The 23,111-nt window shown below is 56.6% G+C and carries 17 protein-coding genes; 11 read left to right on the top strand and 6 right to left on the bottom strand.

The window, feature by feature from the left end; genetic code table 11:
* Complete coding sequence (locus JF535_RS10575; protein ID WP_340674163.1) at window positions 1–921, top strand: hypothetical protein; 921 nt, start codon at window positions 1–3, stop codon at window positions 919–921.
* Here JF535_RS10575 and JF535_RS10570 read toward each other — a convergent pair.
* Window positions 915–3,008, bottom strand: a complete 2,094-nt coding sequence (locus JF535_RS10570) for a tetratricopeptide repeat-containing sulfotransferase family protein (protein ID WP_207001890.1) — start codon at window positions 3,006–3,008, stop codon at window positions 915–917. The two genes, JF535_RS10575 and JF535_RS10570, sit on opposite strands and share 7 nt — an antisense overlap.
* A gap of 133 nt (window positions 3,009–3,141) precedes the next feature.
* Here JF535_RS10570 and gcvA point away from each other — a divergent pair, with 133 nt between their 5' ends.
* Window positions 3,142–4,047, top strand: a complete 906-nt coding sequence (gene gcvA, locus JF535_RS10565) for a transcriptional regulator GcvA (protein WP_207001889.1) — start codon at window positions 3,142–3,144, stop codon at window positions 4,045–4,047.
* Between the two features lie 10 nt (window positions 4,048–4,057).
* On the opposite strand, the gene JF535_RS10560 is transcribed toward gcvA, so the two are convergent.
* Window positions 4,058–4,765 carry a FadR/GntR family transcriptional regulator gene (locus JF535_RS10560; protein WP_207001888.1) on the bottom strand — a complete coding sequence of 236 codons (708 nt, stop codon included), beginning with the start codon at window positions 4,763–4,765 and terminating at the stop codon, window positions 4,058–4,060.
* Window positions 4,766–4,923: 158 nt separating this feature from the next.
* Here JF535_RS10560 and JF535_RS10555 point away from each other — a divergent pair, with 158 nt between their 5' ends.
* From JF535_RS10555 to JF535_RS10530, 6 genes are all read left to right on the top strand, one after another.
* Entirely contained in the window at window positions 4,924–6,654 is a 1,731-nt protein-coding gene (locus JF535_RS10555) for an IlvD/Edd family dehydratase (protein WP_207001887.1), read from the top strand.
* Entirely contained in the window at window positions 6,654–7,646 is a 993-nt protein-coding gene (locus JF535_RS10550; protein ID WP_207001886.1) for a 2-dehydro-3-deoxygalactonokinase, read from the top strand. The genes JF535_RS10555 and JF535_RS10550 overlap by 1 nt, the downstream gene beginning before the upstream one ends.
* On the top strand, window positions 7,643–8,275 hold the full coding sequence (locus tag JF535_RS10545) for a 2-dehydro-3-deoxy-6-phosphogalactonate aldolase (RefSeq protein ID WP_207001885.1): 633 nt from the start codon (window positions 7,643–7,645) through the stop codon (window positions 8,273–8,275). The genes JF535_RS10550 and JF535_RS10545 overlap by 4 nt, the downstream gene beginning before the upstream one ends.
* Before the next feature lie 15 nt (window positions 8,276–8,290).
* A complete protein-coding gene (locus JF535_RS10540) occupies window positions 8,291–9,847 on the top strand; it encodes a sodium/sugar symporter (RefSeq protein WP_207001883.1) in 1,557 nt (518 codons plus the stop codon).
* A gap of 69 nt (window positions 9,848–9,916) precedes the next feature.
* On the top strand, window positions 9,917–13,087 hold the full coding sequence (locus JF535_RS10535) for a glycoside hydrolase family 2 TIM barrel-domain containing protein (RefSeq protein ID WP_207001881.1): 3,171 nt from the start codon (window positions 9,917–9,919) through the stop codon (window positions 13,085–13,087).
* A gap of 76 nt (window positions 13,088–13,163) precedes the next feature.
* Entirely contained in the window at window positions 13,164–14,984 is a 1,821-nt protein-coding gene (locus JF535_RS10530) for a CocE/NonD family hydrolase (protein WP_207001879.1), read from the top strand.
* A gap of 319 nt (window positions 14,985–15,303) precedes the next feature.
* Here JF535_RS10530 and kynU read toward each other — a convergent pair whose 3' ends face one another.
* Window positions 15,304–16,602 (bottom strand): kynureninase, encoded by a 1,299-nt coding sequence (kynU, locus tag JF535_RS10525; protein ID WP_207001877.1) that lies wholly within the window; start codon window positions 16,600–16,602, stop codon window positions 15,304–15,306.
* Window positions 16,603–16,617: 15 nt separating this feature from the next.
* The gene (locus JF535_RS10520) at window positions 16,618–17,520 is read right to left on the bottom strand and encodes an alpha/beta hydrolase (RefSeq protein WP_207001875.1); all 903 of its coding nucleotides are present in this window, start codon (window positions 17,518–17,520) and stop codon (window positions 16,618–16,620) included.
* A gap of 256 nt (window positions 17,521–17,776) precedes the next feature.
* Between JF535_RS10520 and JF535_RS10515 the strand changes: the two genes are divergently transcribed.
* Window positions 17,777–18,268 carry a hotdog fold domain-containing protein gene (locus JF535_RS10515; protein WP_207001873.1) on the top strand — a complete coding sequence of 164 codons (492 nt, stop codon included), beginning with the start codon at window positions 17,777–17,779 and terminating at the stop codon, window positions 18,266–18,268.
* Window positions 18,269–18,701: 433 nt separating this feature from the next.
* Here the strand turns inward: JF535_RS10515 and JF535_RS16985 are convergent, their stop codons facing one another.
* Both JF535_RS16985 and JF535_RS10505 read right to left on the bottom strand, forming a co-directional pair.
* Window positions 18,702–18,953, bottom strand: coding sequence for a YHYH domain-containing protein (locus JF535_RS16985; RefSeq protein ID WP_207001871.1), 252 nt, complete (start codon window positions 18,951–18,953; stop codon window positions 18,702–18,704).
* A 416-nt stretch (window positions 18,954–19,369) separates the two neighbouring features.
* Entirely contained in the window at window positions 19,370–19,546 is a 177-nt protein-coding gene (locus JF535_RS10505) for a hypothetical protein (RefSeq protein ID WP_207001869.1), read from the bottom strand.
* Between the two features lie 483 nt (window positions 19,547–20,029).
* On the opposite strand from JF535_RS10505, the gene JF535_RS10500 reads away from it, so the two are divergent.
* Window positions 20,030–21,508 (top strand): PKD domain-containing protein, encoded by a 1,479-nt coding sequence (locus JF535_RS10500; RefSeq protein ID WP_207001867.1) that lies wholly within the window; start codon window positions 20,030–20,032, stop codon window positions 21,506–21,508.
* Between the two features lie 318 nt (window positions 21,509–21,826).
* Window positions 21,827–23,017, top strand: coding sequence for a replication endonuclease (locus JF535_RS10495; protein WP_340674196.1), 1,191 nt, complete (start codon window positions 21,827–21,829; stop codon window positions 23,015–23,017).
* Window positions 23,018–23,111 lie beyond the last annotated feature (94 nt).

Below are 23,111 nucleotides of genomic sequence, written 5' to 3'. Positions count from 1 at the left end.
GTGACCACATTGATTGCGACCTCAGTCGTACGGGGAAGCCAGCAAGGCGACAGCCACGGCGGCGTCTACCTGGTTGATCTGGCAACCCAGCAGGCCCGGCAAATGCTGGACTGGAACACGGTGGATATCGACTGGCGCGGGCGCGGCTGGGACCGCGGACTGCGCGGTATCGCGTGCGCGGGAGAGCGAATATTTATCGCCGCGAGTGACGAGCTGTATGCCTACACGCCGGACTTCCGCCCCATCGGTTCATGGCGCAACCCTTACCTCAAGCACTGCCACGAAATATGCCTGTGGCAGGACCAACTTTTCCTGACCTCAACCGGCTTCGACAGCATCCTCGGATTCAACCTGAATACGGAAACCTTTGACTGGGCGCTGGCCGTGGACACGGACGGCCTGCGCTACCGTGCGGCGACCTTTGACCCGAAGGGAGACCAGGGCCCACTGATGCTGAACAAGCTGCACCTCAACAGTATTCATTGCAACGGCGACGGTATGTATTTCTCGGGGCTCAACACCGACGGTATGCTGCACTTCAATGGCCGCGGCGTAAACATGAGTGCGACCTTGCCGGGCGGCACCCACAATGCCAGGCCATTTCAGGACGGGGTACTGTTCAATGATACGCGCGCGGATGTACTGCGCTTTGCCAGCCGCGACCAGGACCGTGACAGGGCTTTCGGGGTGCCGCAATACGGCGAAACAGAATTGACCGGGGTCGGACTGGATGAAAGTCGCATCGCCCGAGCCGGGTTCGCCCGCGGGCTCTGCGTCATCAGCGACTCCCTGGTAGCCGGCGGCTCCTCGCCCTCCAGTATCGCGGTGCACGACCTGAAGTCCGGGGAGACCGCCCTCAGCGTGCGGCTATCGAGCGATGTGCGCAACGCGATCCATGGGCTGGAGGTATGGCCCTACTGACCGGCCAGCTTCCGGACCCGCTCCGGAAGCTGTTCGATCACCTCTGCGAGCTCTTCCTGCCACATGCCGAGATGCGCCTCGTAGCGTTTCCATAGCCCCAGTGCACTGCGGTAAATCGGCTGGCGGACTTGTTCAGAGCTCGCGGTCTTTACCGCACGCTGGTTCTCATAAAAACGCAAGCACTGCGGCTCGAATGGCAGGCCGCAGTAATCGAGGATGCGCCGGACCTGCCCCTCGAAATCTTCCATATGATCCTCGTAATGCACATCGAGAATTTCGCCGGGAAACAGGTCGTGCCAATGCGCCATCATGCGCACGTAGTCGCGGTAATAGTCCGACAACTCCAGCATGTCGTAAGTAAAATTCTGCCCCTTGGCAAACAACTGCTTGTAAGCACCGAGGCAGCTGTCGAGAGGAAAACGCCGCGTATTGATGATTTTCGCACGCGGGAACAATAATTTTATCCAGCCCACATAGGCAAAATTATTGGGCATCTTGTCGATAAAATATGGCCGCCCCATTACCCTCAGGTGCTTGACCTCGGCGAGGTATTTGCGTGCGTAGTGCTCAAAATCACGCTCGTCAAAATCCGCCAGGGTGCGAGGGAAAACCGCGTTGTCGCGGCGATACTTCGCCGTAGATGCGGCTAACGTCGCAATATTCGGCAACTCTTCGGTGCCCTCAACCTGTGAATGGCTTGCCAGGATTTGCTCGATCAGCGTCGACCCGGTGCGCGGCAGGCCCACAATAAAAATAGGGTCCTCGTGTGTCGATCCGCCACCGCGATGACGCTGGACAAACTCCGGGGAAAATTGCTCGCGGATATCATCCAGCATCACCTGGTACTCGACCGGATCATACTCAACCTGCTGGCGCTGGAGCTGGTTTCCCGCATGGTAGTGTTGCCACGCGCGATCGTAATCGCGCACATCCTCAAACGCCTTGCCGAGGGCGAAGTGAAAGTGCACACGCGCCACCTCCCCCAGGTCGTCGCTATCGAGCTGCTCGAGCATCGCAGCCACTTCTTCATCACTAAACTGGAAGACTTTCAGGTTTGCCATGCTCCAGTAGACTTCACCCAGCGATGGATTAAGCCTGATGGACTCCCGGTAAGCCGCCAGCGCCTCTTCCTGCCGGCCAAGGGTTTTTAGCAGGTGTCCACGGGACATATGCGCACCGGCGCTTTGCGGATTGCACTCGATCGCCCTGGTGTAGTGCGCCAGCCCCTCCTCCGCTTCGCCGCGCCGGGTACAGGCATGACCAAGTGAGGCCCATGCCAGGGCATTGCGCTCGTCGAGCTCAAGAATGCGCGCAAAAATCTCGCCGGCGGCCTCCCAGTGCTGTCGCTCCAGCAGCAGGGCACCGAGGTTTTGCAGTGCCGGCAGGAAGTCGGGGGCCCTCTGAATGGCGTTGCGCAACAGCGCCTCGGCATCCAGCAGATTTTTGCCACTGTCCTGTAGCACCAGTGCCAGAAAACGCATTGCATCAACATTGTCCGGTGCCTGGCGCAAAGCTTTGCGCAACAACGGCTCCGCGTCATCAAGTTTCCCTTCCCGCCACAATCGCGCGCCCTCGGCAATTTGGGCAGCCAAGGGATCACCGCGCAGGAACTGGTCAAAGGCCTCCTCCGCTTCATCGTCGCGCCCCAGCAGGTGCAGCGCCTTGGCCCGTTTTTGATGGGTACGCGGATTGTTCGGGTCGAGCTCAATCGCGCGGTCAAAAGCCGCCACCGCGTCGACATAGCGCTGGCGCTGTGCCTGCAGACTGCCGAGTTCGTCGTGAAGGGATGGCAGATTAGGGTCCAGCTCAAGCGCTTTGGCCAGTATGGATTCTGCTTCGTCGAAGCGCTGCTGTCGCGACAGGCTGTGCGCGAGCAGTTGCAAATGGGGCAAGTGGCCAGGATGGCGCTGGAGCAGGCTGCGACAAATCGTCTCGGCCTCTTTTGGACGGTTGGCCTTCAGTGCGTGGGTGGCCTTGGCAAAACTATCGCGCGGCCTTTCCGCTGTCAGCAGCTGGTCCATATCCTTCAACTCTCGTTTGTGTTCGCTGGATGCGGGGATATCCAGCAAGCGCCTGTCATCGCTCATCAGCCATCGGCAGCTGGTCGCTGCCGAGCCTTAATTTGTAAGGGTTCAGCAAAAATATTGACACGCCCAAAGGCCTGCTGGCAAACTCGAATCGGCCCCAAATAAATGATAAAAATTCAACCATAGCGATGATATGGCCAAAAAAATTCCACCCTTGAATGCGCTGCGCAGCTTCGAGGCGGCCGCGCGACACTGCTCCTTCCGCGATGCCGCCGATGAGCTTTGCGTTTCCCACTCGGCAATCAGCCATCAGGTCAAGCTACTCGAGCGTTACCTCGACCTGGAGCTGTTTGTCCGCAAAGCGCGATCCGTGTCGCTGACAAAAAGCGGACGACAGTACTACCCGGTTTTGCGCGAAGCCTTCGAAAAAATTTCCGAGGGCACCGAATCCCTGCTTGCGCCCAAGCGACCCAAAGTACTGACACTGCAACTCTACAGTACCTTCGCGATCCGCTGGATGATCCCGCGCCTGTCCGACTTCCAACGTACCCATCCGGATGTCAGTGTACGGCTCACCATGTCGCAGAGCGACGTGGACTTCGATCACGAGGAGGTGGACGCCTGTATTCGCGTGGGCCGATCCGGCGGCAACAATCTGGACCACCTGCACCTGTTTTCCAATCAGCTATTTCCTGTGTGCAGCCCGCGCATCCTGGCGCAGCACCAACTGGAAAAGCCGGAAGATCTCACACAGGCGCCGATTCTGCAGGTCTACCCCTCAGAAGCCGACTGGAGTACGTGGCTCGAAGGCAACGGTGTGCAAGGCGTGCAGCCAGCCGCTGGACTGCAATTCGACAGTTACGACCACGCGCTCAGTGCGGCCCTGCAGGGCGTAGGCGTGGCCCTTGCGATGCAACCTTTTGTCTCGCGGGAGCTGTCCGCCGGACTTCTGGTAGAACCCTTCCCGGCACATCGGGTAGATAACCCCAACCACTGGTATTTCGTCACACGCAAGGACAAGGCACAGCAACCCAAGATCCAGAAATTCCGCGACTGGCTGCAGTCGGCTATCGACAGGGATCGGGATATCGCCGACTGACAGGCCACTACTAAGACGCTGCGTGCATTTCGCCTTCAATCAGCTGCAGCGCCTCATCGATCAATCCGCGCATCAGTTTGCGCGCCTGCTGATCCTTGCCGCGTTTGATCGCGCTCAACACCCGGGCGTGTGATGCAGTGTCAGCCGCATTGACCCCCTTAAAGCGGTTGGTATGGCGAATACTGACCCGCAGGGCCGTTGCACTGAATGGCTGCAACTGGATAAAAAACCGGTTGCCGCTGGCCTTGAGAATCGCACCGTGAAACGCGATATCGGAGTCGAGCACATCATCCTGCCCAAGCTCTGCCGCCTGCATGCGCTCAAGAGCGGCTTCGATTTCAGCAATACCCCCGGAATCTGAGCGCAGCGCCGCGAGCGCCGCCGCCTCGGGTTCAATCGCCGCGCGCATCTGCACAAAATCCCGCAACACATCCAGGCCCGGCTTACTGCGCAAGATCCAGTCCAGCACGTCGGTATCAAACAGGTTCCAGTGACTCTCCGGCATGATGCGGATCCCCTGGCGCGGGCGCGAGGACAGGATGCCTTTGGCCGTCAGCATCTTTACCGCTTCACGAGTGGCGCTGCGGCTGACGCCAAATCGCTCGGACAGCTCAGCCTCCGAGGGAAAAGCATCACTCGCAAACTTGCCCTGCAAAATGGCATTACCCAGGTCGTGGGCCAGTTGGTGGGTCAGGTTACGCCCTGCTGCCTTGATCATAGTTTCGCCATATTTATCAGAATAATGTGATTCTAACGGCCCCCTTGCCTCACGCCAATGGGCTGCGCACCCATCCGGCAGTTCCGCCGCCCTCCCCATCGCTTGCCATGCAGATTATTCCTATTTATCATATAAATAAATTTTTGCAGGCGATGCATATGGCGAGCAACAAGAATAAGCGCCGCAGCCAGTTGAGCTACGGGAAACTGGATAAAGATGGCTTCATCCACCGCTCGTGGATGAAAGCCCAGGGTTACCCGGACCACTGTTTCGACGGCCGCCCGGTGATCGGGATATGTAATACCTGGTCCGAAATCACACCCTGTAATTCTGGCCTGCGCGAGCTCGCCGAATACGTCAAGCGCGGCATCTGGGAAGCCGGAGGCCTGCCACTGGAGTTCCCCGTCACCAGCCTCGGCGAAACCCAGATGCGCCCAACGGCGATGCTGTTTCGCAACCTGCTGTCGATGGACGTGGAGGAGTCGATCCGCGGCAACCCGATTGACGGCGTAGTCCTGCTAGGCGGCTGCGACAAAACCACACCCGGCCAGCTGATGGGCGCTGCGAGCGTCAACCTGCCCACCATCGTGGTGTCCTCAGGCCCGATGCTCAACGGCAAATTCCGTGGCCGCGACATCGGCTCCGGCACCGACGTGTGGAAATTTTCCGAAGACGTTCGCGCTGGCCGCATGCCCATGGACGACTTCATTGCCGCGGAGAGCGGCATGTCTCGATCACGCGGTGTTTGCATGACCATGGGCACGGCTTCTACCGTTTCCAACCTGGTGGAAGCACTCGGTCTCTGCCTCCCCTATAACGGCTCGATTCCCGCCGTGGACGCACGGCGCCAGGCTATGGCACATATGACTGGCCGCGAGATCGTGCGGCTTGTCGAGGATAATATCCGTATCAAGGATATTGTGAACCGCGACGCACTGATCAATGCCATCAAGGTCAATGCGGCGCTGGGGGGATCAACCAACACGGTCATGCACCTACTCGCACTTGCCGGCCGCCTGGAGGTTCCGCTTTCGCTGGACGATTTCGATACCTTCAGCCGCGACATCCCCCTGCTGGTCAACTTGATGCCCTCCGGTAAATTTCTGATGGAGGACTACCACTACGCGGGTGGCCTGCCGGCGGTAATGAAAAAAATGGCCAGCCACCTGCACCTGGAGGCGATGACTGTGACCGGCGACACGCTCGGCACGCGTCTGGAGACTGCCGAGTGCTACAACGATGACGTCATTCGCAATCCGGATAACCCGGTACAGGATAACTCCGGCATCTGGGTCCTGCGTGGCAACCTTTGCCCACAAGGTGCCATCATCAAGCCAAACGCCGCCTCGCCAGAACTGCTCAAGCACCGCGGGCGCGCGGTGGTATTCGAATCGATCGAGGACTACCACGCGCGTATCGACGATCCGGCCCTGGAGGTCGATGAACACAGCATCCTGGTGTTGAAAGGCTGCGGCCCCAAGGGCTACCCCGGCATGCCGGAGGTGGGTAACATGGCGCTTCCGCGCAAGCTACTGGAACGGGGCGTGCGCGACATGCTGCGCATCAGCGATGCCCGCATGAGCGGCACCGCGTTCGGCAGTGTCATCCTGCATGTTGCCCCCGAGGCCGACGCCGGCGGCCCGCTGGCCGTTGTGCAAAATGGCGATGAGATTGCGTTCGATGGCGAGGCGCGCAGCCTGGAGCTGCTCATCAGCGACCAGGAGCTGCAGCAACGCTTGGCCCGCTGGCAACAGCAGCGCGCGGAGTCACCCTACCAGCGCGGATACGCCAAACTGTACGTCGACACGGTGTTGCAGGCTGATCGCGGCGCGGACCTTAACTTCCTGACAGGCGGCTCCGGCGACGAAGTCAGCCGGGAGTCCCATTGATGGGGGCACTTTCGGTGATCGATACAAATTCTACAGCCACACCCTGTCAGGCGATTGCACTGGCAGTGGATTGGGGCACCAGCAGCTTTCGCATGATGGCGGTGTCGGCCAGCAGCGAAATACTCGCAAGCTTTCAGTCCGAGAGCGGCGCATCAACGCTGGCGAAAGAACAGTTCGCACCCTACCTGCATACGGTGATCAAGGCGCAATTCGGTAGCGTGGCGGCGTTGCCGCTGATCCTCTCCGGTATGGTGGGTTCTGGCATCGGCTGGGTGGAAGTGCCGTATCTTGCCTGTCCGGCGACGCCGGATGCGCTGGCCCGCGCATTACACACCATCGATAGCGATGGGCTCCAGGCCACGATTGTGCCGGGCCTGCGCTGCCAGAATAGCGCCGGCGGCCCCGATTTTATGCGGGGCGAGGAAACCCAGGTAGTCGGCTGGCTGGCTAGTACAGAAGCTGCCAACCACCGTCGCGCAACCTTGTGCCTGCCCGGCACCCACTCAAAGTGGGTCTGCATAGAAGATGGCCAGATCAGACATTTTTCCACGGCACTCACGGGAGAATTGTTCAGCTGTCTCAGAGCACACAGCATACTCATCAAAGGCAAACAGCGTACGGATGACACGGCGTTCTGCCGTGGCGTGAACGACAGCCGACGGGGCCTGTCTTCACAACTGTTTGCCACCCGCGCACTGGTACTGGCGGGTGACCTTCCCCCGGCAAGTGCGCAAAGTTATCTTTCAGGATTACTCATCGGCGCTGAGCTTCGCGAAAAAGGCGCGGAGCATACCTCCACGGATCCGATCCATGTAATTGGCAGCTCAAGCCTGTGTGCGCTCTACCAGCGCGCTCTGGGTATCCTCGGTACTTCATGCCAAACCCACGATGGCGCCCGGCTCGCGGCCGTCGGTCTCGCTGCGCTCGCCACTCACACCACTAACAGCACTCTGCAGGCAGATACCGCGGCACTTGCGAGGATTTCCCCATGACCCAAACCGCAGCAGTTCCGCCGCCTTTGATCGCCATTTTGCGTGGTGTAACACCGGCGGAAATCATTCCCATCGCCGGCGCATTGCTTGATGCAGGCATCAAGTACATTGAAGTCCCACTGAACTCACCCAATGCCCTCGAGAGCATCAGCCAGCTGGTGGCAGAATTTGGCCAACAGGCCCTGTGTGGCGCTGGCACAGTGACCCGACTGGACGAGGCACGGGCCGTGCGCGCGACAGGCGCGCGCCTCCTTGTCTCGCCAAATATCGAACCGGAGGTGATTCGGTATGGAGTTTCCGAGGGTATGAGCGTATTTCCAGGTTTTTTTTCCCCGACAGAGGCCTTCGCCGCTATTGCTGCCGGGGCAAAAACCTTGAAACTATTTCCCTCGGGAGACCTGGGACCCGGCTATATCAGGAACCTGCGCGCAGTATTACCGTTAGATGTACAAATATTCGCGGTTGGGGGTATTAACTTGCAAAACATGGAAGAATTCTGGCATGCCGGGGCTTGCGGGTTTGGTATCGGTGGCGACCTTTACCGCCCCGGCGACAGTGCAGAAAAAGTCGGCGACCATGCACTGCAATACATAGAAAGCATTCAACAACTATCCACATCAAAACAATAACGAAAGGGGTTCGATATGGCGATGACCATGCCAGATATAGCAGTATTTGTATGCTACTGCATGTTCCTGATTACAATCGCGTGGTGGGTGTCCCGGGAAAAAGCCGGACATGAAAAAAATAGTTCCGATTATTTTCTTGCCGGGAATTCATTGCCCTGGTGGGCAATCGGATCCTCCATTATTGCCGCCAATATATCGGCTGAGCAAATTATTGGCATGTCCGGCTCTGGCTATGCCATTGGGCTCGCAATTGCCTCTTATGAATGGATGGCCGCAATTACCCTGATTATTGTTGGCAAATTTTTCCTGCCAATTTTTCTTGAAAAGAAAATTTACACCATGCCGCAGTTCCTCGAGCAGCGTTTTGACGGGCGTGTGCAAATGGTAATGGCGTTTTTCTGGCTGGCGGTTTACACCTTTGTCAACCTGACTGCGGTGCTCTACCTGGGCGCACTGGCGATCAAGACCATCACCGGTATCGAAATGCTCCACGGCATGATTTTCCTGGCAGTGTTCTCTGTCGCCTACTCGCTCTACGGAGGCCTCAAGGCAGTGGCACTCACGGACATTATCCAGGTTGTCCTGCTGATTTTTGGTGGCCTGCTGGTGAGCTACCTCGCACTGGATACCCTAGCCGACGGTGCCGGCGCAATCGCCGGATTCAGCACTCTGCTGGAACGCACACCAGAGAGCTTCGACATGATCCTCTCCCCGGATCACGAGGACTACGTGAGTCTACCGGGCATCTCGGTTCTGATCGGAGGTATGTGGGTGATGAATATTTCCTACTTCGGTTTCAACCAGTACATCACCCAGCGTACCCTGGCGGCCAAAAACCTACGTGAAGCGCAGAAAGGTATTGTGTTTGCCGCTTTCCTTAAGCTGCTGATGCCACTGATCGTGGTCCTGCCAGGTATTGCAGCGCTGGCGTTGGCACCAGACCTCGAACGCCCGGATCAGGCCTATCCGGAAATGATGAAGCTGGTACCGCCTGGCCTGCTGGGGCTGACCTTTGCAGCACTGGTTGCCGCCATCGCCTCCTCCCTCGCCTCGATGGCCAACAGCGTCTCCACAATCTTCACCCTGGACATCTACCGTAAGCTGTTTGAGGAATCCCCCTCTGAGCATCGTCTGGTTATGGTGGGGCGTATTGCCGCGGCAACCTCACTGGTCACCGCTATGATTATTGCCGAACCGCTGCTTGGAAAAATGGAACAAGCCTTCCAGTACATCCAGGAGTTCACCGGGTTCTTCACCCCGGGTGTGGTGGCGATTTTCCTGCTCGGTTTCTTTTATAAAAAGGCAAATGCGAACTCAGCGCTTGTCGCCGGCATCGGTTCAGTGGTGCTGTCGCTGCTGGCTCGCCTGTTCTGGCCGGAGCTGCCGTTTATGGACCGAGTTGGCCTGGTCTTCCTCGCTTGCCTCGGCCTCGGCATCCTGGTGGCCGGCAAAACGGCCGATGCCAAAGCGATTGACCTCAAGGGTATTGATTTCTCCACCAGCCGTGGGGCCAATACCTCAGCTATCAGCATCAGCCTAATTCTCGCCGCGCTTTACGTCGCCTGGTGGTAATTCCAGCTTCGCTGTCCGGGCTGGACTTCGCCGCCCGGACCTGCAGCAAGACTCCCAAGGAGAATAATCTTGAGACACTTTCTGATTGGCATTCTGCTGACAGCAATCGGCTCGTCCGCCAGTAGTGCCGCACCGCTGCCCGACTGGGGCAACCCGGAAGTTTTCCGTATTAACAAGCAGCCGGCAAGGAGCTTCTTCTACCCGGCGCTGTCTGCGGCAGAGGCATTTAGCCCGTCACCACTTGCGACCGAAAATCACCTGCTGCTGAACGGCAATTGGAAATTTCACTGGGTGGAACATCCCACCCAGCGCCCGGCGACATTCCATCAACCGGCGTTCGATGACAGCCCGTGGGGCACGATAGCGGTGCCGGCCAACTGGGAGATCAATGGTTTCGGCATACCCTATTACCATTCACACGCGTGCTTCCAGCCGGATGCGGTACCCCCGGAACTGCCCCGCAGTTACAACCCAGTCGGCTCCTACCGGCAAACCTTCAGCCTGCCGGAAGACTGGGATGGCAAGCGCATATTCATACACTTTGGCGCGGTCAAGTCGGCGTTCTACCTGTGGGTCAATGGACGCAAGGTGGGCTACTCACAAGACTCGAAAACCGCAGCAGAATTTGACCTGACTCCCTACCTGAAGGCAGGCGAAAACCTGCTTGCGGTACAGGTATTCCGCTACTCGGATGGTTCCTACCTCGAGTGCCAGGATATGTGGCGTATGAGTGGCATCGAACGGGATGTCTATCTGTACGCTACCCCGAAAGTGCACCTGCGGGATTTCCACGCACGCACCGACCTGACCAACGGCTACCGGGACGGCGTCATCGACTTCCGCGCGCAGATCGCCAACGCACGGAGTAAAGCCGCAGAGGGCTATCGTGTACAGCTGACTCTGAGCGATGCCGACAACAACACCGTCGCCGAGCAGGTGGTTGCGGTGCCGCGCGTTGCGCCCGGACAGGAGCACGAGGTCGCGACCCGTATCGAGGTGCCCGGCGCAGAGCCATGGAGCGCCGAACGCCCCTACCTCTACCGACTGCAGCTGGCCTTAATCGGCGGTGACGGCACACCTGCCGAATACATCGGCCACAAGCTGGGGATCCGCTCGACCGAATACCGCGATGGCCAGATTCTCATCAATGGCAAGCCAATCCTGTTCAAGGGCGTGAACCGGCACGAGCACGATCCCATTACCGGGCACGTGGTTTCTCGTGAATCGATGGAACACGACGCACGCCTGATGAAGGCATTCAACATCAACTCGGTACGCCTCGCACACTACCCCAACGATCCTTACTGGTACCAACTAGCCGATGAGTTCGGCTTTTACCTGATGGACGAGGCCAACATCGAGTCCCATGGTGTCGGAGCGGCCAACCAGGGATCGCCGTATGACCCCTCCATTCATCCGGTCAACAAACCGCAATGGCGCGCGGCCTACATAGACCGTATCCGCAATATGTACGAGCGCTCGAAAAACAGTGCTGCGGTGGTGATTCGCTCCCTCGGCAACGAGTCCGGCGACGGCCCCAACCTCGAAGCCGCCTACGACTGGCTTAAGCAACGGGACCCGGCGCCGGTCATGTCAGAACAGGCACAATTGCGCCGGCATACAGATGCCTATGGCCAGATGTATGCGAGCCTTGACCAGATTATCCGCTATGCCCGCACCGGCTTTGATGAGCGCCCCGCTATTCTGATCGAGTACGAGCACGCCATGGGCAATTCCCTCGGTAACTTCCAGGAATACTGGGACGCGTTCGAAACCTACGACGCGCTGCAGGGCGGCTTTATCTGGGACTGGGTCGACCAGACCTTCCTGCGCACGGCGCCCGGCGGACAGTCTTTCTTTGCCTACGGTGGAGACCTGGAGCCGCCCGCGGTTGCGCATTCTGACAGCTTCTGTGCCAACGGCCTGGTACAGGCAGACCGCACACCCTACCCCTACCTATGGGAGGTAAAGTTCGCGCACCAGAACGTCGGCTTCCGCGCGCTGGATCTGGAATCCGGTGCACTGGAGATCACCAACAAACACTTTTTCCGCAGTCTCTCCGGATGGACGCTGGACTGGAAACTGCTGGAAGACGGCGTGCCGGTGGCAGAAGGTGGCGGAATTCCGCTGCAAGCGCCGGCCCAGGGCAGCCAGCGCGTGCAACTGCCGGTCGCCTATGCGCGGCAGCCCGGTAGTGAATATTTCCTCAACCTGTCGGTGCACACCGACGGTACCGAACCGCTGCTCGAGCCGGGCCACGAAGTGGCCAGTTACCAGCTTGCCTACGCCCCACTTCCCGCGGCGGAGTCCAAGGCAACATCATCCAAGCGCCTGCGCACCCGCGAAAATGACCTTGAGATCACGGTGAGCGGCAGTGCCTTCAAGGCGGTATTCGATAAGCAAACCGGCTTTCTCGGCCAGCTTGCCTACGGCAATCGCGAGGTACTGGCCGGGCCCACACACCCCGAGTTCTGGCGCGCACCGATCGACAATGATCTGGAAGCGCGAGGCTACGGTGGGAGTCTTGCCACCTGGCAGTTCGTGGGACGCAATGCACAGCTGACAGACATACGCATCGTCGAGCGTGGCGAGGGTCACGTCACTATTGCCACAGAACACTGGCTGGCGCAGGTACAAAGCCGTTACCAGATGCAGTACCAGATCCACGGTGATGGGCGCATTGCGGTGGAAGTCTATTTTCTTGCGGCACCGCATCAGCAACAGCCTCAGCTGCCGCGCCTCGGCAGCCTGTTCACTCTGAAACCGGAATTCTCCTCGGTATCCTGGTATGGACGCGGCCCCCACGAGAATTATGCGGACCGTAATCACTCGGCTCTTGTAGGACGCTACTCCGCCCGGGTCGACGAGCTGTTTGTACCCTATGTTCGGCCGCAGGAAAACGGCTACCGCACCGATGTGCGCGAGGTGAGCTTCACCAATGCGGACGGCCTTGGGGTGCGCTTTAGCGGCGATCCCCTGTTAGGTTTTGGTGCCAGCTACTACGACACCGACCAGTTCGATGCTTCCCGTGAGCACGTCAAAAAGCGCAACCTGCACCCCTATCAGCTGGTGGCCCGGGACAGGATTTTCGTCAACATTGACCTGGCGCAGCGAGGCGTTGGTGGCACCGATTCCTGGGGCGCTCCGCCACTGTTCGAATACACACTGCCCTACCTGGACTATCGCTATCGTTTCGAGATCGCACCGGCAAAATCCACCCTGCACGTCTCCAGGCGCTAGCGAACACAGCACTCCCAACCGCCGGCACCTCTCCCTTCAACAGGGGTGCCGGCACAAAATTCCAACGGACACTCCCATGAAACGATGGTCTTGTGTGGCGCTGCTCGCGCTTCTTTCCTGTACGGTCGACGCTATGCAGGTTTTAAAAAGCCAGATGGTGTCCATGCTCGATGGGGTTCACCTGTCTACCGATGTCTATTTCGACGGACCTGAGGACACCCCTCGCCCCACTATCCTTGTGCGCACGGTCTACGACAAAAACGGTACTTTCGGCTGGAATCCCGCCTGGAAGGCATTGGTCGAACGCGGTTACGCGGTAGTGATCCAAGATATTCGCGGGCGCCATGAATCCGAAGGTGTGTATACGGTTGCGCGCGGGCGCCGCGAAGACGGAGTCGACACCCTGGACTGGATTGTGGACCAGCCCTGGTCCAATGGACGCGTGGGTCTGAGCGGCTGTTCCTACCTGGGTGAAACCCAGGTCGTACTGCAGACAACCGGCCACCCTGCTCTCGTGGTCGGACAACCCCAGTCCGCCGCATCCGGCTACTATCGGCCCGGGCGGGCCTGGCAATCCTTCAGCGGAGGCGCCTTCGAACTGGGGCAGACCGCAGGCTGGTTCGCCAGCAATGGCTCCAAGATTTTCTACGGACCACCGCTTACCGGCGCCGAGCGCTCGGAATGGTTCCAGGCTGACCACGGTCACCACTACCGTGCAACCCCAGAACAGGATTTCGACCGCTACCTGGGCAACCTCAAATCCCTCCCGGTACTATCGCTGCTATCGCGCAGCGGTATCGCGCCCACCGACTTTGAGAACTGGCGCAACAGTCGCCCGGACGGCGACTATTTCCGCTCGATGGACCTGGTGCAGGCCGAAGACAGCACCTCTGTGCCCAATTTGTTTTTCGATACCTGGTACGACTATGGCGCCCGGGAAACCCTGATGATGGCAAACCAGTTCAAAGCGAACGCCACCACCACCGAGGCGCAGACACATCAATACGTCGTCATCGGACCGGGCACCCATTGCAATTTTCCCGAGCAGGAGGAGCAGCTCAGCGCCGGCGAGCGCACGCTAAAAAACACCAGCCGCCCATACCTGAACATGCAACTGGACTGGTACGATTACTGGCTCAAAGGCGCGCGCAGCCTTTCTGTACAGCGGCCTTTCCTGACCTATTACGTGCTCGGTGCCGATGAGTGGCGCACGGCGGATGCCTGGCCGATACCCGGCACCCGCAAAACCCGCTGGTATCTCTCGTCCACTCAGCCAGCGAATAGCCTTAACGGTGGTGGGCAGCTGGCGACCCAAGAACCGGCCTTGCGCGGCAAAGACCAGTTTACCTACGATCCCGCCGACCCGGTGCCTTCCCTGGGTGGTCACACCTGTTGCACGGGATCCAAAACGGAGGCCGGCGGCTACGACCAGCGCGCGATCGAGATGCGCAACGATGTGCTCGTCTACACCAGCCCGCCACTGAAAAAAGGTATCGAGGTGACCGGCCTGATCCGTGCGCGCTTGTTTGTCAGCTCATCGGCGCAAGACACGGATTTCACGGTGAAACTGGTGGACGTGTATCCCGATGGGAGTGCCTACAACGTACAGGAAGGTGTACAACGTATGCGCTACCGAAACTCGCTGCGCGAACCAGAATTGATGGTACCCGGCAAGGTCTATGCGATCGACGTGGACCTGAATGCGACCAGCAACTACTTTGCCGCGGGCCACCGTATTCGCATTGAGGTCAGCAGCTCGAACTTTCCGCGCATCGAGCGCAACCTCAACACCGGTGCCGCGAATGCGGCCAGCTCGACCTATATCACCGCGCACAACACAGTCTGGTTCGGTGGCGAACGCGCCTCCTACCTAGAGCTGCCCGTAATCCCACACTGATCGGGCCGGTAGAGGTTAAGCTGAAGAAACGCCGCGCGGTTCAGAACCACATTAGAATCGTGCGCGCCATCGCAGTGTGTGTAGTCGGCGGTAGCCCAGTAACAGCGTGACAGTTGACAGGGCTTGCAACCCTCTTTCGGGAAGGTCGTAGTGGCCAAAGGGCCTGGACGACTTCAAAAAATAGATTTTTACGTGCGTAAACTCGACTCTGCCACCCATCTATTGGGTGTCAGACAGAAGAGAAACCGGGACACAGGCACAACATTGTTTTCTGTAACAAAACCATGGGTGCTGTCGCCCCGGAAAAATCCGCAACCTGTCAGGTGACCTTTTTGCGGACATTGAACTCAGGGAGCGCGTACAACTCCTCCTTCATGATGACCGCAAAGCGTTCAAGAGCCTTATCCAGGTCGCGAAAGCTCAGGTAGAGCGGAGAAAAACCGAAGCGGAGGATATTGGGCGCACGGAAGTCCGCAATCACCCCCTCGGCAATGAGGCACTGACAAATGGCGAACGCCTGCGGATGCACATAAGCCAGCTGCGCCCCCCGCTCGATATGCGCCAACGGCGTAGCCAGCTCAAGTGACTGCAACGATGGGAACTCCATCATCCGCGCAGCGAAATAGTCCGCGAGATCCAGTGCTTTTTGCTTCACCTGCCTGATATCAACATCGCGGTACACATCCAGTGCAGCATCCAGCACGCTCATCGAGAGGATCGGTGGGGTACCCGCCAGGAACTGCCGGATATCTCCTGCCGGGGTGTACTCTGGTGAGAATTCAAACGGGGATTGGTGGCCCATCCAACCCGCCACTGGCTGCCGCAGGGCGGCGTGATGGCGGAGCGCGGCATACACAAACGCGGGCGCACCCGGGCCGCCGTTAAGGTACTTGTAGCCACAGCCAACGGCAAAGTCCACATTCCACTGATCCAGCTCCAGTGGCATCACGCCGGTACTGTGGGCCAAATCCCAGATTACCAGCGCGCCATGCGCCTGCGCCGCCCGGGTGAGCCGCGCAATATCGTGGGCATAGCCACTGCGAAAGTTCACCTGTGTTAGCAGAAGCACCGCCACCTGATCGTCGAGTGCGCCCTCAATCTCCTCCTCGGGCAATACCTCCAGCTCGCGTTGCGCGTCGCCCAATAGCTGCTGCAAGCCCTGCACCACATACAGATCCGTTGGGAAATTATCCCGCTGCGAGACTATTTTTCGCCGGCCGGGATTGAGCCCAAGGGCTGCGGAAAGCACCTTGAACAGATTGATCGACACGGAATCACAGCAGATCACCTGGCCCGGCGCAGCACCCAGCAATGGGGCGATCTTGTCACCCACTGTTTGCGGCAGGTCGATCCAGCTGTGCTTATTCCAGCTGCAGATCAGGTCTTCCCCCCACTGCTGGTCCAGCACCGCCTGCGCGCGCTGCCGGGCAGCGACTGGCATCGGGCCGAGGGAATTGCCATCGAGATAGACGCTCTGTGCAGGCAATAGAAACTCGTCCCGCTTGTGCCTCAGGGGGTCACTCTGGTCCAGCGTCTCGGCGTCCGGCAAAAGCGAAGCAGGCCCTGCGGCCAACGAGGGATCTTTTCGATACTGTGTGAGAACGTCCAACAAACTCATTCATCTACCACTTGGTCATGCATCGTAATTTTGCAGCTGGCTCAGGGTTTCCAGCAGGGTCTGGAACGCCGGCGTACCGGGGTGCACCCAGTCAAAGTGGCCGGCCCCGGGCTCAATTCTGGTGGTGACATTATCCGCTCGCAGGCTTTCGAGCTGCGCGCGGGGGACAATCTGGTCACCGTCGCCCTGTAAAAGGATCACCGGGACATTGATACCAAGCGTTGCAGGGTTGGCGGCCGCATAGGCCGCAGGTGCTTCACTGGGCGCTGCCCCCATAAACAGTGCAGCCGCCTTTTGGCAGCCATTGGTGCCACCCGCATAATCCGCAATATCGGTAATGGCCGCCAGCCCCAGCGCAGATACCCTGGGCGCCTGCCCGGTAAACACCTCGCCCCAGGAAGCCGCCAACAACAGGGCCAGATGCCCACCCGCGGAGTGACCCAAGAGCACCACCTCATCGTGATTCAAGCCGTCGAGCGGAAGTTTGCGGATTGCCTGAACGCCGCGCTGCAAGTCGTGCAGGCTTTGCGGCCAGCTACTGGCGTTTTCATCGGACCGACGATATTCCAGGCTCCATACGGGATAACCTTCCAGAGCTAGAGCGGTTGCCAGCGCGCGGGTATGGTTAATGTCATAGGCACTCAGCCAGCAACCCCCGTGTACTAATACAACGGTGGGCTTGCCCGCGGGCTCGGGATCGTCAGGTAGCCAGAGTAAAGCGTACTGGTCCGGGTGCTCGCCATAGGGAACCTTGCGGTCATACTCCCGGAATGTGAGCGCCGTTACATCGTTGTAACTGGGGTTTGGCGCAACCGGCTTGTACCCAGATTCCTGAGACTCCCCCGAGGCCGTGGCCGCAACCATCAGCAACCCGGACATCATCCACCCAAACAACAGCAACTTAACCAGCGTATTCATCCTGGCTCCTCCCTACCAAAGATCCTTGGCTACCACCATGCCCAGTTACCCGCTCACAGGTCAAGACCTGCGGCCACCCGGGCCAGCCGCTGCTCCGGATATCTCCACATACCATCAAAACGGGCTTCCGTAATGGCACTGGCTGAGCGCCAATAAGCGGTATGGACAAGCTTCTCGGGCAGTTTGATACTTATTCAACCGATGGCAAAGGTGCAAAAATGTGTATACCACTGATACGGCCAAACAGAGAAGGCAGATGACTTACGCACCCTCTTACCTACCCTCCAAAAGCCCCATCCTGAAACTCTGGAAAAGCTTGGGGGGCAATAGCTTTGGCCGCTGGCTGGTGAGCAAGATCGTCTGCTTCAACGCCCCCTACTTCAGCTCGATCAAACCCCGCTTCACCCAGATAAAGCCGGGCCTGGTTGAGGTAAAACTGAAAAAGCGCCGCGCAGTGCAAAACCACATTAAAACCGTACACGCCATCGCCATGTGTAACGCAGCAGAGCTTGCGGGAGGCGTGTGCCTGGACATATCCCTGAACGGCAACTTCCGCTGGATTCCAGTCGGTATGACTGTGCAATACCTGAAGATGGCCAAGACCGATTTGCGCGCCGTGTGCAAGGTGGACGACTTTCATTGGGATTCTGCTCAGGATGTGGTGATGCCCGTGAGAGTGTTTGATACCGATGGAGAGGAGGTCTTCCATGCGGATATCACTATGCGGATTTCGCCCAAGAAAAAATAAGCTTCCTCAAATGGGCGTGGCGGGGGTCTCACTGGCTCGTCCATAGTGAGTATGCAGAAGACGCTCTGGACTCGATCCATGGCAAGCTTCTGAAAACGATTGTTTACTCTGCCCCCAATTATTCCTCTTAGGGACCAAAAATAAAAATACGAAGGCGAACCTACGGGAGCTATTGAAGAGCGAATCCGCGAGCCCACTGTTGGACAGAGCATCCTATTTGACTTGAAGCCCTTGCTAGCCTAGTCACAATAATTTAATCAATAATCGGGGGTTTCTAGAATGCGAAATGAACATCGCAACATGAAATCTGTGGTGACGCTGTAATATGATGCATATTACCCCGCCCACCACATTTTCCATTACTTGCTTAAGAACCCGCGACCCTCTTGGAGCCGCAGTGCAACGTCCCAACTACGAAATGCACCTAGCGTACTTATGACGCTGTAATAGGTGAACTGGCTGACTGCTTTAGCTTCGTATCAGTCTTTGAATGATGAGGCTTTGGGGTTTCAAACTCAGCGCTGGTAACTGAATTTCTATGATAGTGATAGCCAGAGCACAAGCCTTTCTTTTTTGATTTTTCGCTGCAGTTATGGCCGCCGTTGGAGTCGGTATTACCACTGTGCGAAAAAGCTGGGCCGCTAAGAACCAGGATTGAAAGGAGAATAAAAAATTTTGCTTTCATAAGAGAGTCCGTATGACTTTTATATTTATTGAGCTACCTCACAAACAAAGTGTTACGCATGTACCACTTTCAGGTCAATAGCGAATTACTAAGGATATGGGCCCCCAATTTAAACTGTACACATATTGTGCACCCCTATCGCCTTAACATGTCCGATTCCACAGCCGAGATGACTCTCAAAGCAAGTATCCGGAACCTGAAAATCACACTGGACCGCGATATGAAAAGACTATTCAGACGGCAATTCGACAATTCTCACCGCCATGCAGGCATTACTACCGTGGAACGTCCGGGCTTTAGGGTTACCAGAAAGCAATGCTCGCGTCGAAGGTGTGGAAAACTGATCGCTTACTTATTTGTACCATTCAAGCCTGAAAGAACATCGAGTCCCCATACCCACCTATAGCCAGGGACTCTTATTCAGCCCTTGAACTATTCTCACCGCCCAAATGGCTATCCAGACGTTGGACAAGAAGGTAGGGGTAGAGATCGGCCATCGCGGTGATTAGCGCTATTGCTGCGGTATTCGACACATCTTTAGCCTTGATATGCCGATTATTGATGCGCATTTGTGCAATAACATCCTTGAGCATGGTCGTGAAATTATTATCCTCACCAGATTATTATCCTCACTAGAGAGGAGACACTGAGGAGGCTCGCCCCCCATTCTCTATAGCCTGTGTATAAAGAAGACCGTTAAAGGCCCCTTTCAGGTCACCGATGTAATAATTAAGCGTGCCACTACAACTTCTCTACGTACTCCCCAGCGCTCCACTCAAAAGCATGTGCCTTACCACCTCCAGGCAAAAGTGAGAGAAAGATCAAGGCTGCTCGCATCAGTCACGCTCCCGTTGTCACCAAGCGCCAAGCAAAAGCTTAAAACTGAGAAAAAGCCCTTACCAATGACAATTATGTAGAAATTTCTCACAGTAAATTAGAAAATATTAAAATATAATTCCACCCTGTTGCGTCGTCGAGCACTGAAATTGTCGGCTTGCCGACAGTCAACATAGAAGTATTAAAGCTAAGTGTGAGGTACAAGCTTAAATAACCGCATCCTTTAGAGAAATAGATTCATGAACAGAATAATTACCTTTCTTTGCCTATCCTTCATATCTGTAACAGTGTCTGCATATGAGGGCTTACCCCCCGGAATTGACCCTCCCCCTCCTGTCTCACCTTACGATCGCTGCGGGATCACTAGTTTAACCTCAGGCTTTCCCACTACCGCCTACGCCCAGCGCGTCAGCTACTGCAGAAATGATCTTCTCTTTCCGTGTAACAACAAGATTCAAAGCGACTTTTATGAGTGGGAAAATAATAATGTCGCCAAGGACAAACAGCGTCGCACAATTATCGCCACTTACAATGAGCCTCCCCGCAGCAACGTTGATACATTGATGTATTTTTCTATGGGACAGTACTTCAGTAGTAATGACATCCAAGCATCCAATATTGGCATGTGTGATGACTGGAATTGGTGGTTTGATCATAACGACACCACACTGGCCAACGGCCATATGCCAATAATGCCTGGATCAGTTCCAAAACTGGTTGCAACTAATGGCGACTTCGATATGGAGAGCACCTTTATAGCAATCGCTGTCGACGCCAGATTTAATTATGACTTCACCCTCCCAAATCAACGAGAAATAATTCAAGCTCACTATCAGTGGCTGAAGAAAAAGTTCTACACGGAAAACTTGAAGTTTATTTATCTAGCAGGCCACAGTAGGGGGGGGGCACTCGTTACTCATCTTGCAGCGAAATTCAAGGAGGAATCTCCTGAAATTCCTGTGATGGTGCATCTGTATGATCCAGTTGCCAATCCAGATAACCAACATAATGAATTGGGCACACAGCTCAACACTTACCCGAGCAAAGTATACAATCCAAGGTTTACAGATGTTTCTTATTGGGCATGGTTATCAGACCTAGAAAATACATCCTTTGAAACGCCGGAAAAACGTGAACTGTTATATATTCATAACCTCCTATCTGGCGACCCCTTTATCGGTAGCTTTTTTGAGTTCTTGAGCCATAAGGTTCGAGCCTTTGCAGAAGTAAACTCACAGAATTTAAGTGATACCAAGGGATCTTGGTACAAACAGAGCTGGCTAACCTATAGTCATAACGGGATGGCAAATACTAATGATGTGCAAAGGTATAATGAACTAGTTAATAAACATGAAGAATTTACTCCATTGCGGGAGCGAACAATGGAGCCTATCGCCGAATGTAAGGTGACGCCCTCGACGGCAGAGGGCCAGTATGCGAGTGTTACTTTCTCTGACGATGGATCTGCGAGCAGAAACGGCACCAACCTTACTTATTCCTGGTATCTTTCCAATGGGACGACCCGTACGGGCAAAGGCCCCTTCACGACTACCGTCTTCACTCCAGACAATACGTCAATGAACCACACCTTTCGCCTGACAGTGACAGATGCATACGGCAATAATGATTCCATGACTTGCAGCGTATTCGTATCGAACTATGACTCGGATGGTACCTGCTTGGAAGGATCCAGAAACTGCCTCGAGCCAGCGCTCTAAACTGATCAATCAATAACGTAGGTAGAGCCAACTTATGAGGCCGAGATACAGTCTCGGCCTCTCTAATCGCGCACCTAATAGAGGATTAGCCTGGCTCTAGTCTCAACAGTGGATACTGCCTAGTGTAGTGGCACACTGAAAGCAGCCTTCTTCCTTGAGTACAAAGCTGGTCGGTATCACAACGGCTTGAAGAAGACCATTAAAGCGGTCGAAAACTGCCAGCTGACTTTTCCCCACCCCGATCCACTTCAGGCAAGCCAAGAAGAGATAATGCCGGCGCTCGCCCGCGTCTTCTGTCCAGATTGATGGCGGCGTGGTATTCGCACCCTTCAAGATTTGTATCTGGAAGAGGTCCATATCAATCTTGGCTTGGTCAATAAGCGATCAGGTATCTATGCCAGCAACCACGGGGTGAACCGAAAACTCGCTCAATGGAAGCGAAATGAAGCGGTGCTTGCCGCTTTGGAAGCGGTCAACGAGCTAGGCGAAGTCTTCAACTTGCTCGATGTGGCGAAGCGAAGTGTAGCGAACTTGGCCAACCGGCGAAGCAAACTCATGACCCGAATGGCTGGGTTTGAAGCGATCTCCCGTAAGCGTGGCGAGCAAGGGGTATTCCTAACTCTTACCGCCCCTTCCAAGTACCACAGTCATCTGTCGGCCAACTGTAAGCCCAATCCACGGTACAACGGCTCTACTCCTGCCGAAGTCCAGGCGTACTTCAACCAACAGTGGGCCAAGATCCGGGCGAAACTGAAGCGAAGCCAGATTCAGCCCTATGGTTTCCGCGTGGTGGAACCGCATCACGACGGTTGCCCGCACTGGCACATGCTCTTGTTCATTGCACCCGAGCAGGTCAAGGAGGCACTAAGCATCTTCCGCCACTATGCGCTGGAGATAGACGGCAACGAACCGGGAGCCCAGAAAAGGCGGTTCACCGTCAAATACATAGACCCGAACAAAGGTACTGCTGCAGGCTATATCGCTAAATACATAGCCAAGAATATCGACGGAGAGCACGTCGGCGAAGACCTATATGGACATGACGCGATTGAGAGTGCGATCCGCATCCGTGCTTGGGCGTCTACCTGGAAGATCCGTCAATTCCAGCAGATCGGCGGCCCCAGTGTTACCGCCTGGCGGGAGTCCCGCAGGCTTGCCCACAGTGAACATGCAGAAGCCGCTCTGGATTCTATAGATAGCGAGTTACTGAAAGGTCTCATCGAGGCTGCGGACAAAGGAGACTGGGAAACCTTCACCGAGCTATCCGGAGGCCCAACTCCAGATCGGGCCGACCTGCCGCTGCGGGCGTTACATGTCGTCAAAGCGGGGCTGAACAAATACGGCCAAGAAGCTCAAAAATTGATCGGGCTGCTATTCCAGGCCAAATCCCGGGTCATCACTCGCTTTCACGAGTGGACGGTTCGACCGGTTACTGAATTCGAAAGTTGTAGAGCGGAAGCGAGAGCAATAGGAGGGGCGAATGCCCCTCCCTTGGAGTACTGTCAATAACTGTACGCCTAGTGGAAGGACTCCCCACCCGGAAGGATTTCAGAAATACATGCTGGGAGGCGCAGTACATTTTTTGAACACAAAAAGATTTATG

Source organism: Microbulbifer salipaludis, from assembly GCF_017303155.1.
GTDB lineage: Bacteria > Pseudomonadota > Gammaproteobacteria > Pseudomonadales > Cellvibrionaceae > Microbulbifer > Microbulbifer salipaludis.
This window is presented reverse-complemented; position numbering and strand designations above follow the sequence as displayed.

Bases quoted from the DNA above. Each gene is read 5' to 3' on its own strand.
- JF535_RS10515 (WP_207001873.1), top strand. From the start codon at position 17,777: ATGACTTACGCACCCTCTTACCTACCCTCCAAAAGCCCCATCCTGAAA.
- JF535_RS10560 (WP_207001888.1), bottom strand. From the start codon at position 4,765: ATGATCAAGGCAGCAGGGCGTAACCTGACCCACCAACTGGCCCACGAC.
- JF535_RS10555 (WP_207001887.1), top strand. From the start codon at position 4,924: ATGGCGAGCAACAAGAATAAGCGCCGCAGCCAGTTGAGCTACGGGAAA.
- JF535_RS10500 (WP_207001867.1), top strand. From the start codon at position 20,030: ATGAACAGAATAATTACCTTTCTTTGCCTATCCTTCATATCTGTAACA.
- JF535_RS10530 (WP_207001879.1), top strand. From the start codon at position 13,164: ATGAAACGATGGTCTTGTGTGGCGCTGCTCGCGCTTCTTTCCTGTACG.
- JF535_RS16985 (WP_207001871.1), bottom strand. From the start codon at position 18,953: ATGAAAGCAAAATTTTTTATTCTCCTTTCAATCCTGGTTCTTAGCGGC.
- JF535_RS10505 (WP_207001869.1), bottom strand. From the start codon at position 19,546: ATGCTCAAGGATGTTATTGCACAAATGCGCATCAATAATCGGCATATC.
- kynU (WP_207001877.1), bottom strand. From the start codon at position 16,602: ATGAGTTTGTTGGACGTTCTCACACAGTATCGAAAAGATCCCTCGTTG.
- JF535_RS10540 (WP_207001883.1), top strand. From the start codon at position 8,291: ATGGCGATGACCATGCCAGATATAGCAGTATTTGTATGCTACTGCATG.
- JF535_RS10550 (WP_207001886.1), top strand. From the start codon at position 6,654: ATGGGGGCACTTTCGGTGATCGATACAAATTCTACAGCCACACCCTGT.
- JF535_RS10520 (WP_207001875.1), bottom strand. From the start codon at position 17,520: ATGAATACGCTGGTTAAGTTGCTGTTGTTTGGGTGGATGATGTCCGGG.
- JF535_RS10570 (WP_207001890.1), bottom strand. From the start codon at position 3,008: ATGAGCGATGACAGGCGCTTGCTGGATATCCCCGCATCCAGCGAACAC.
- JF535_RS10545 (WP_207001885.1), top strand. From the start codon at position 7,643: ATGACCCAAACCGCAGCAGTTCCGCCGCCTTTGATCGCCATTTTGCGT.
- gcvA (WP_207001889.1), top strand. From the start codon at position 3,142: ATGGCCAAAAAAATTCCACCCTTGAATGCGCTGCGCAGCTTCGAGGCG.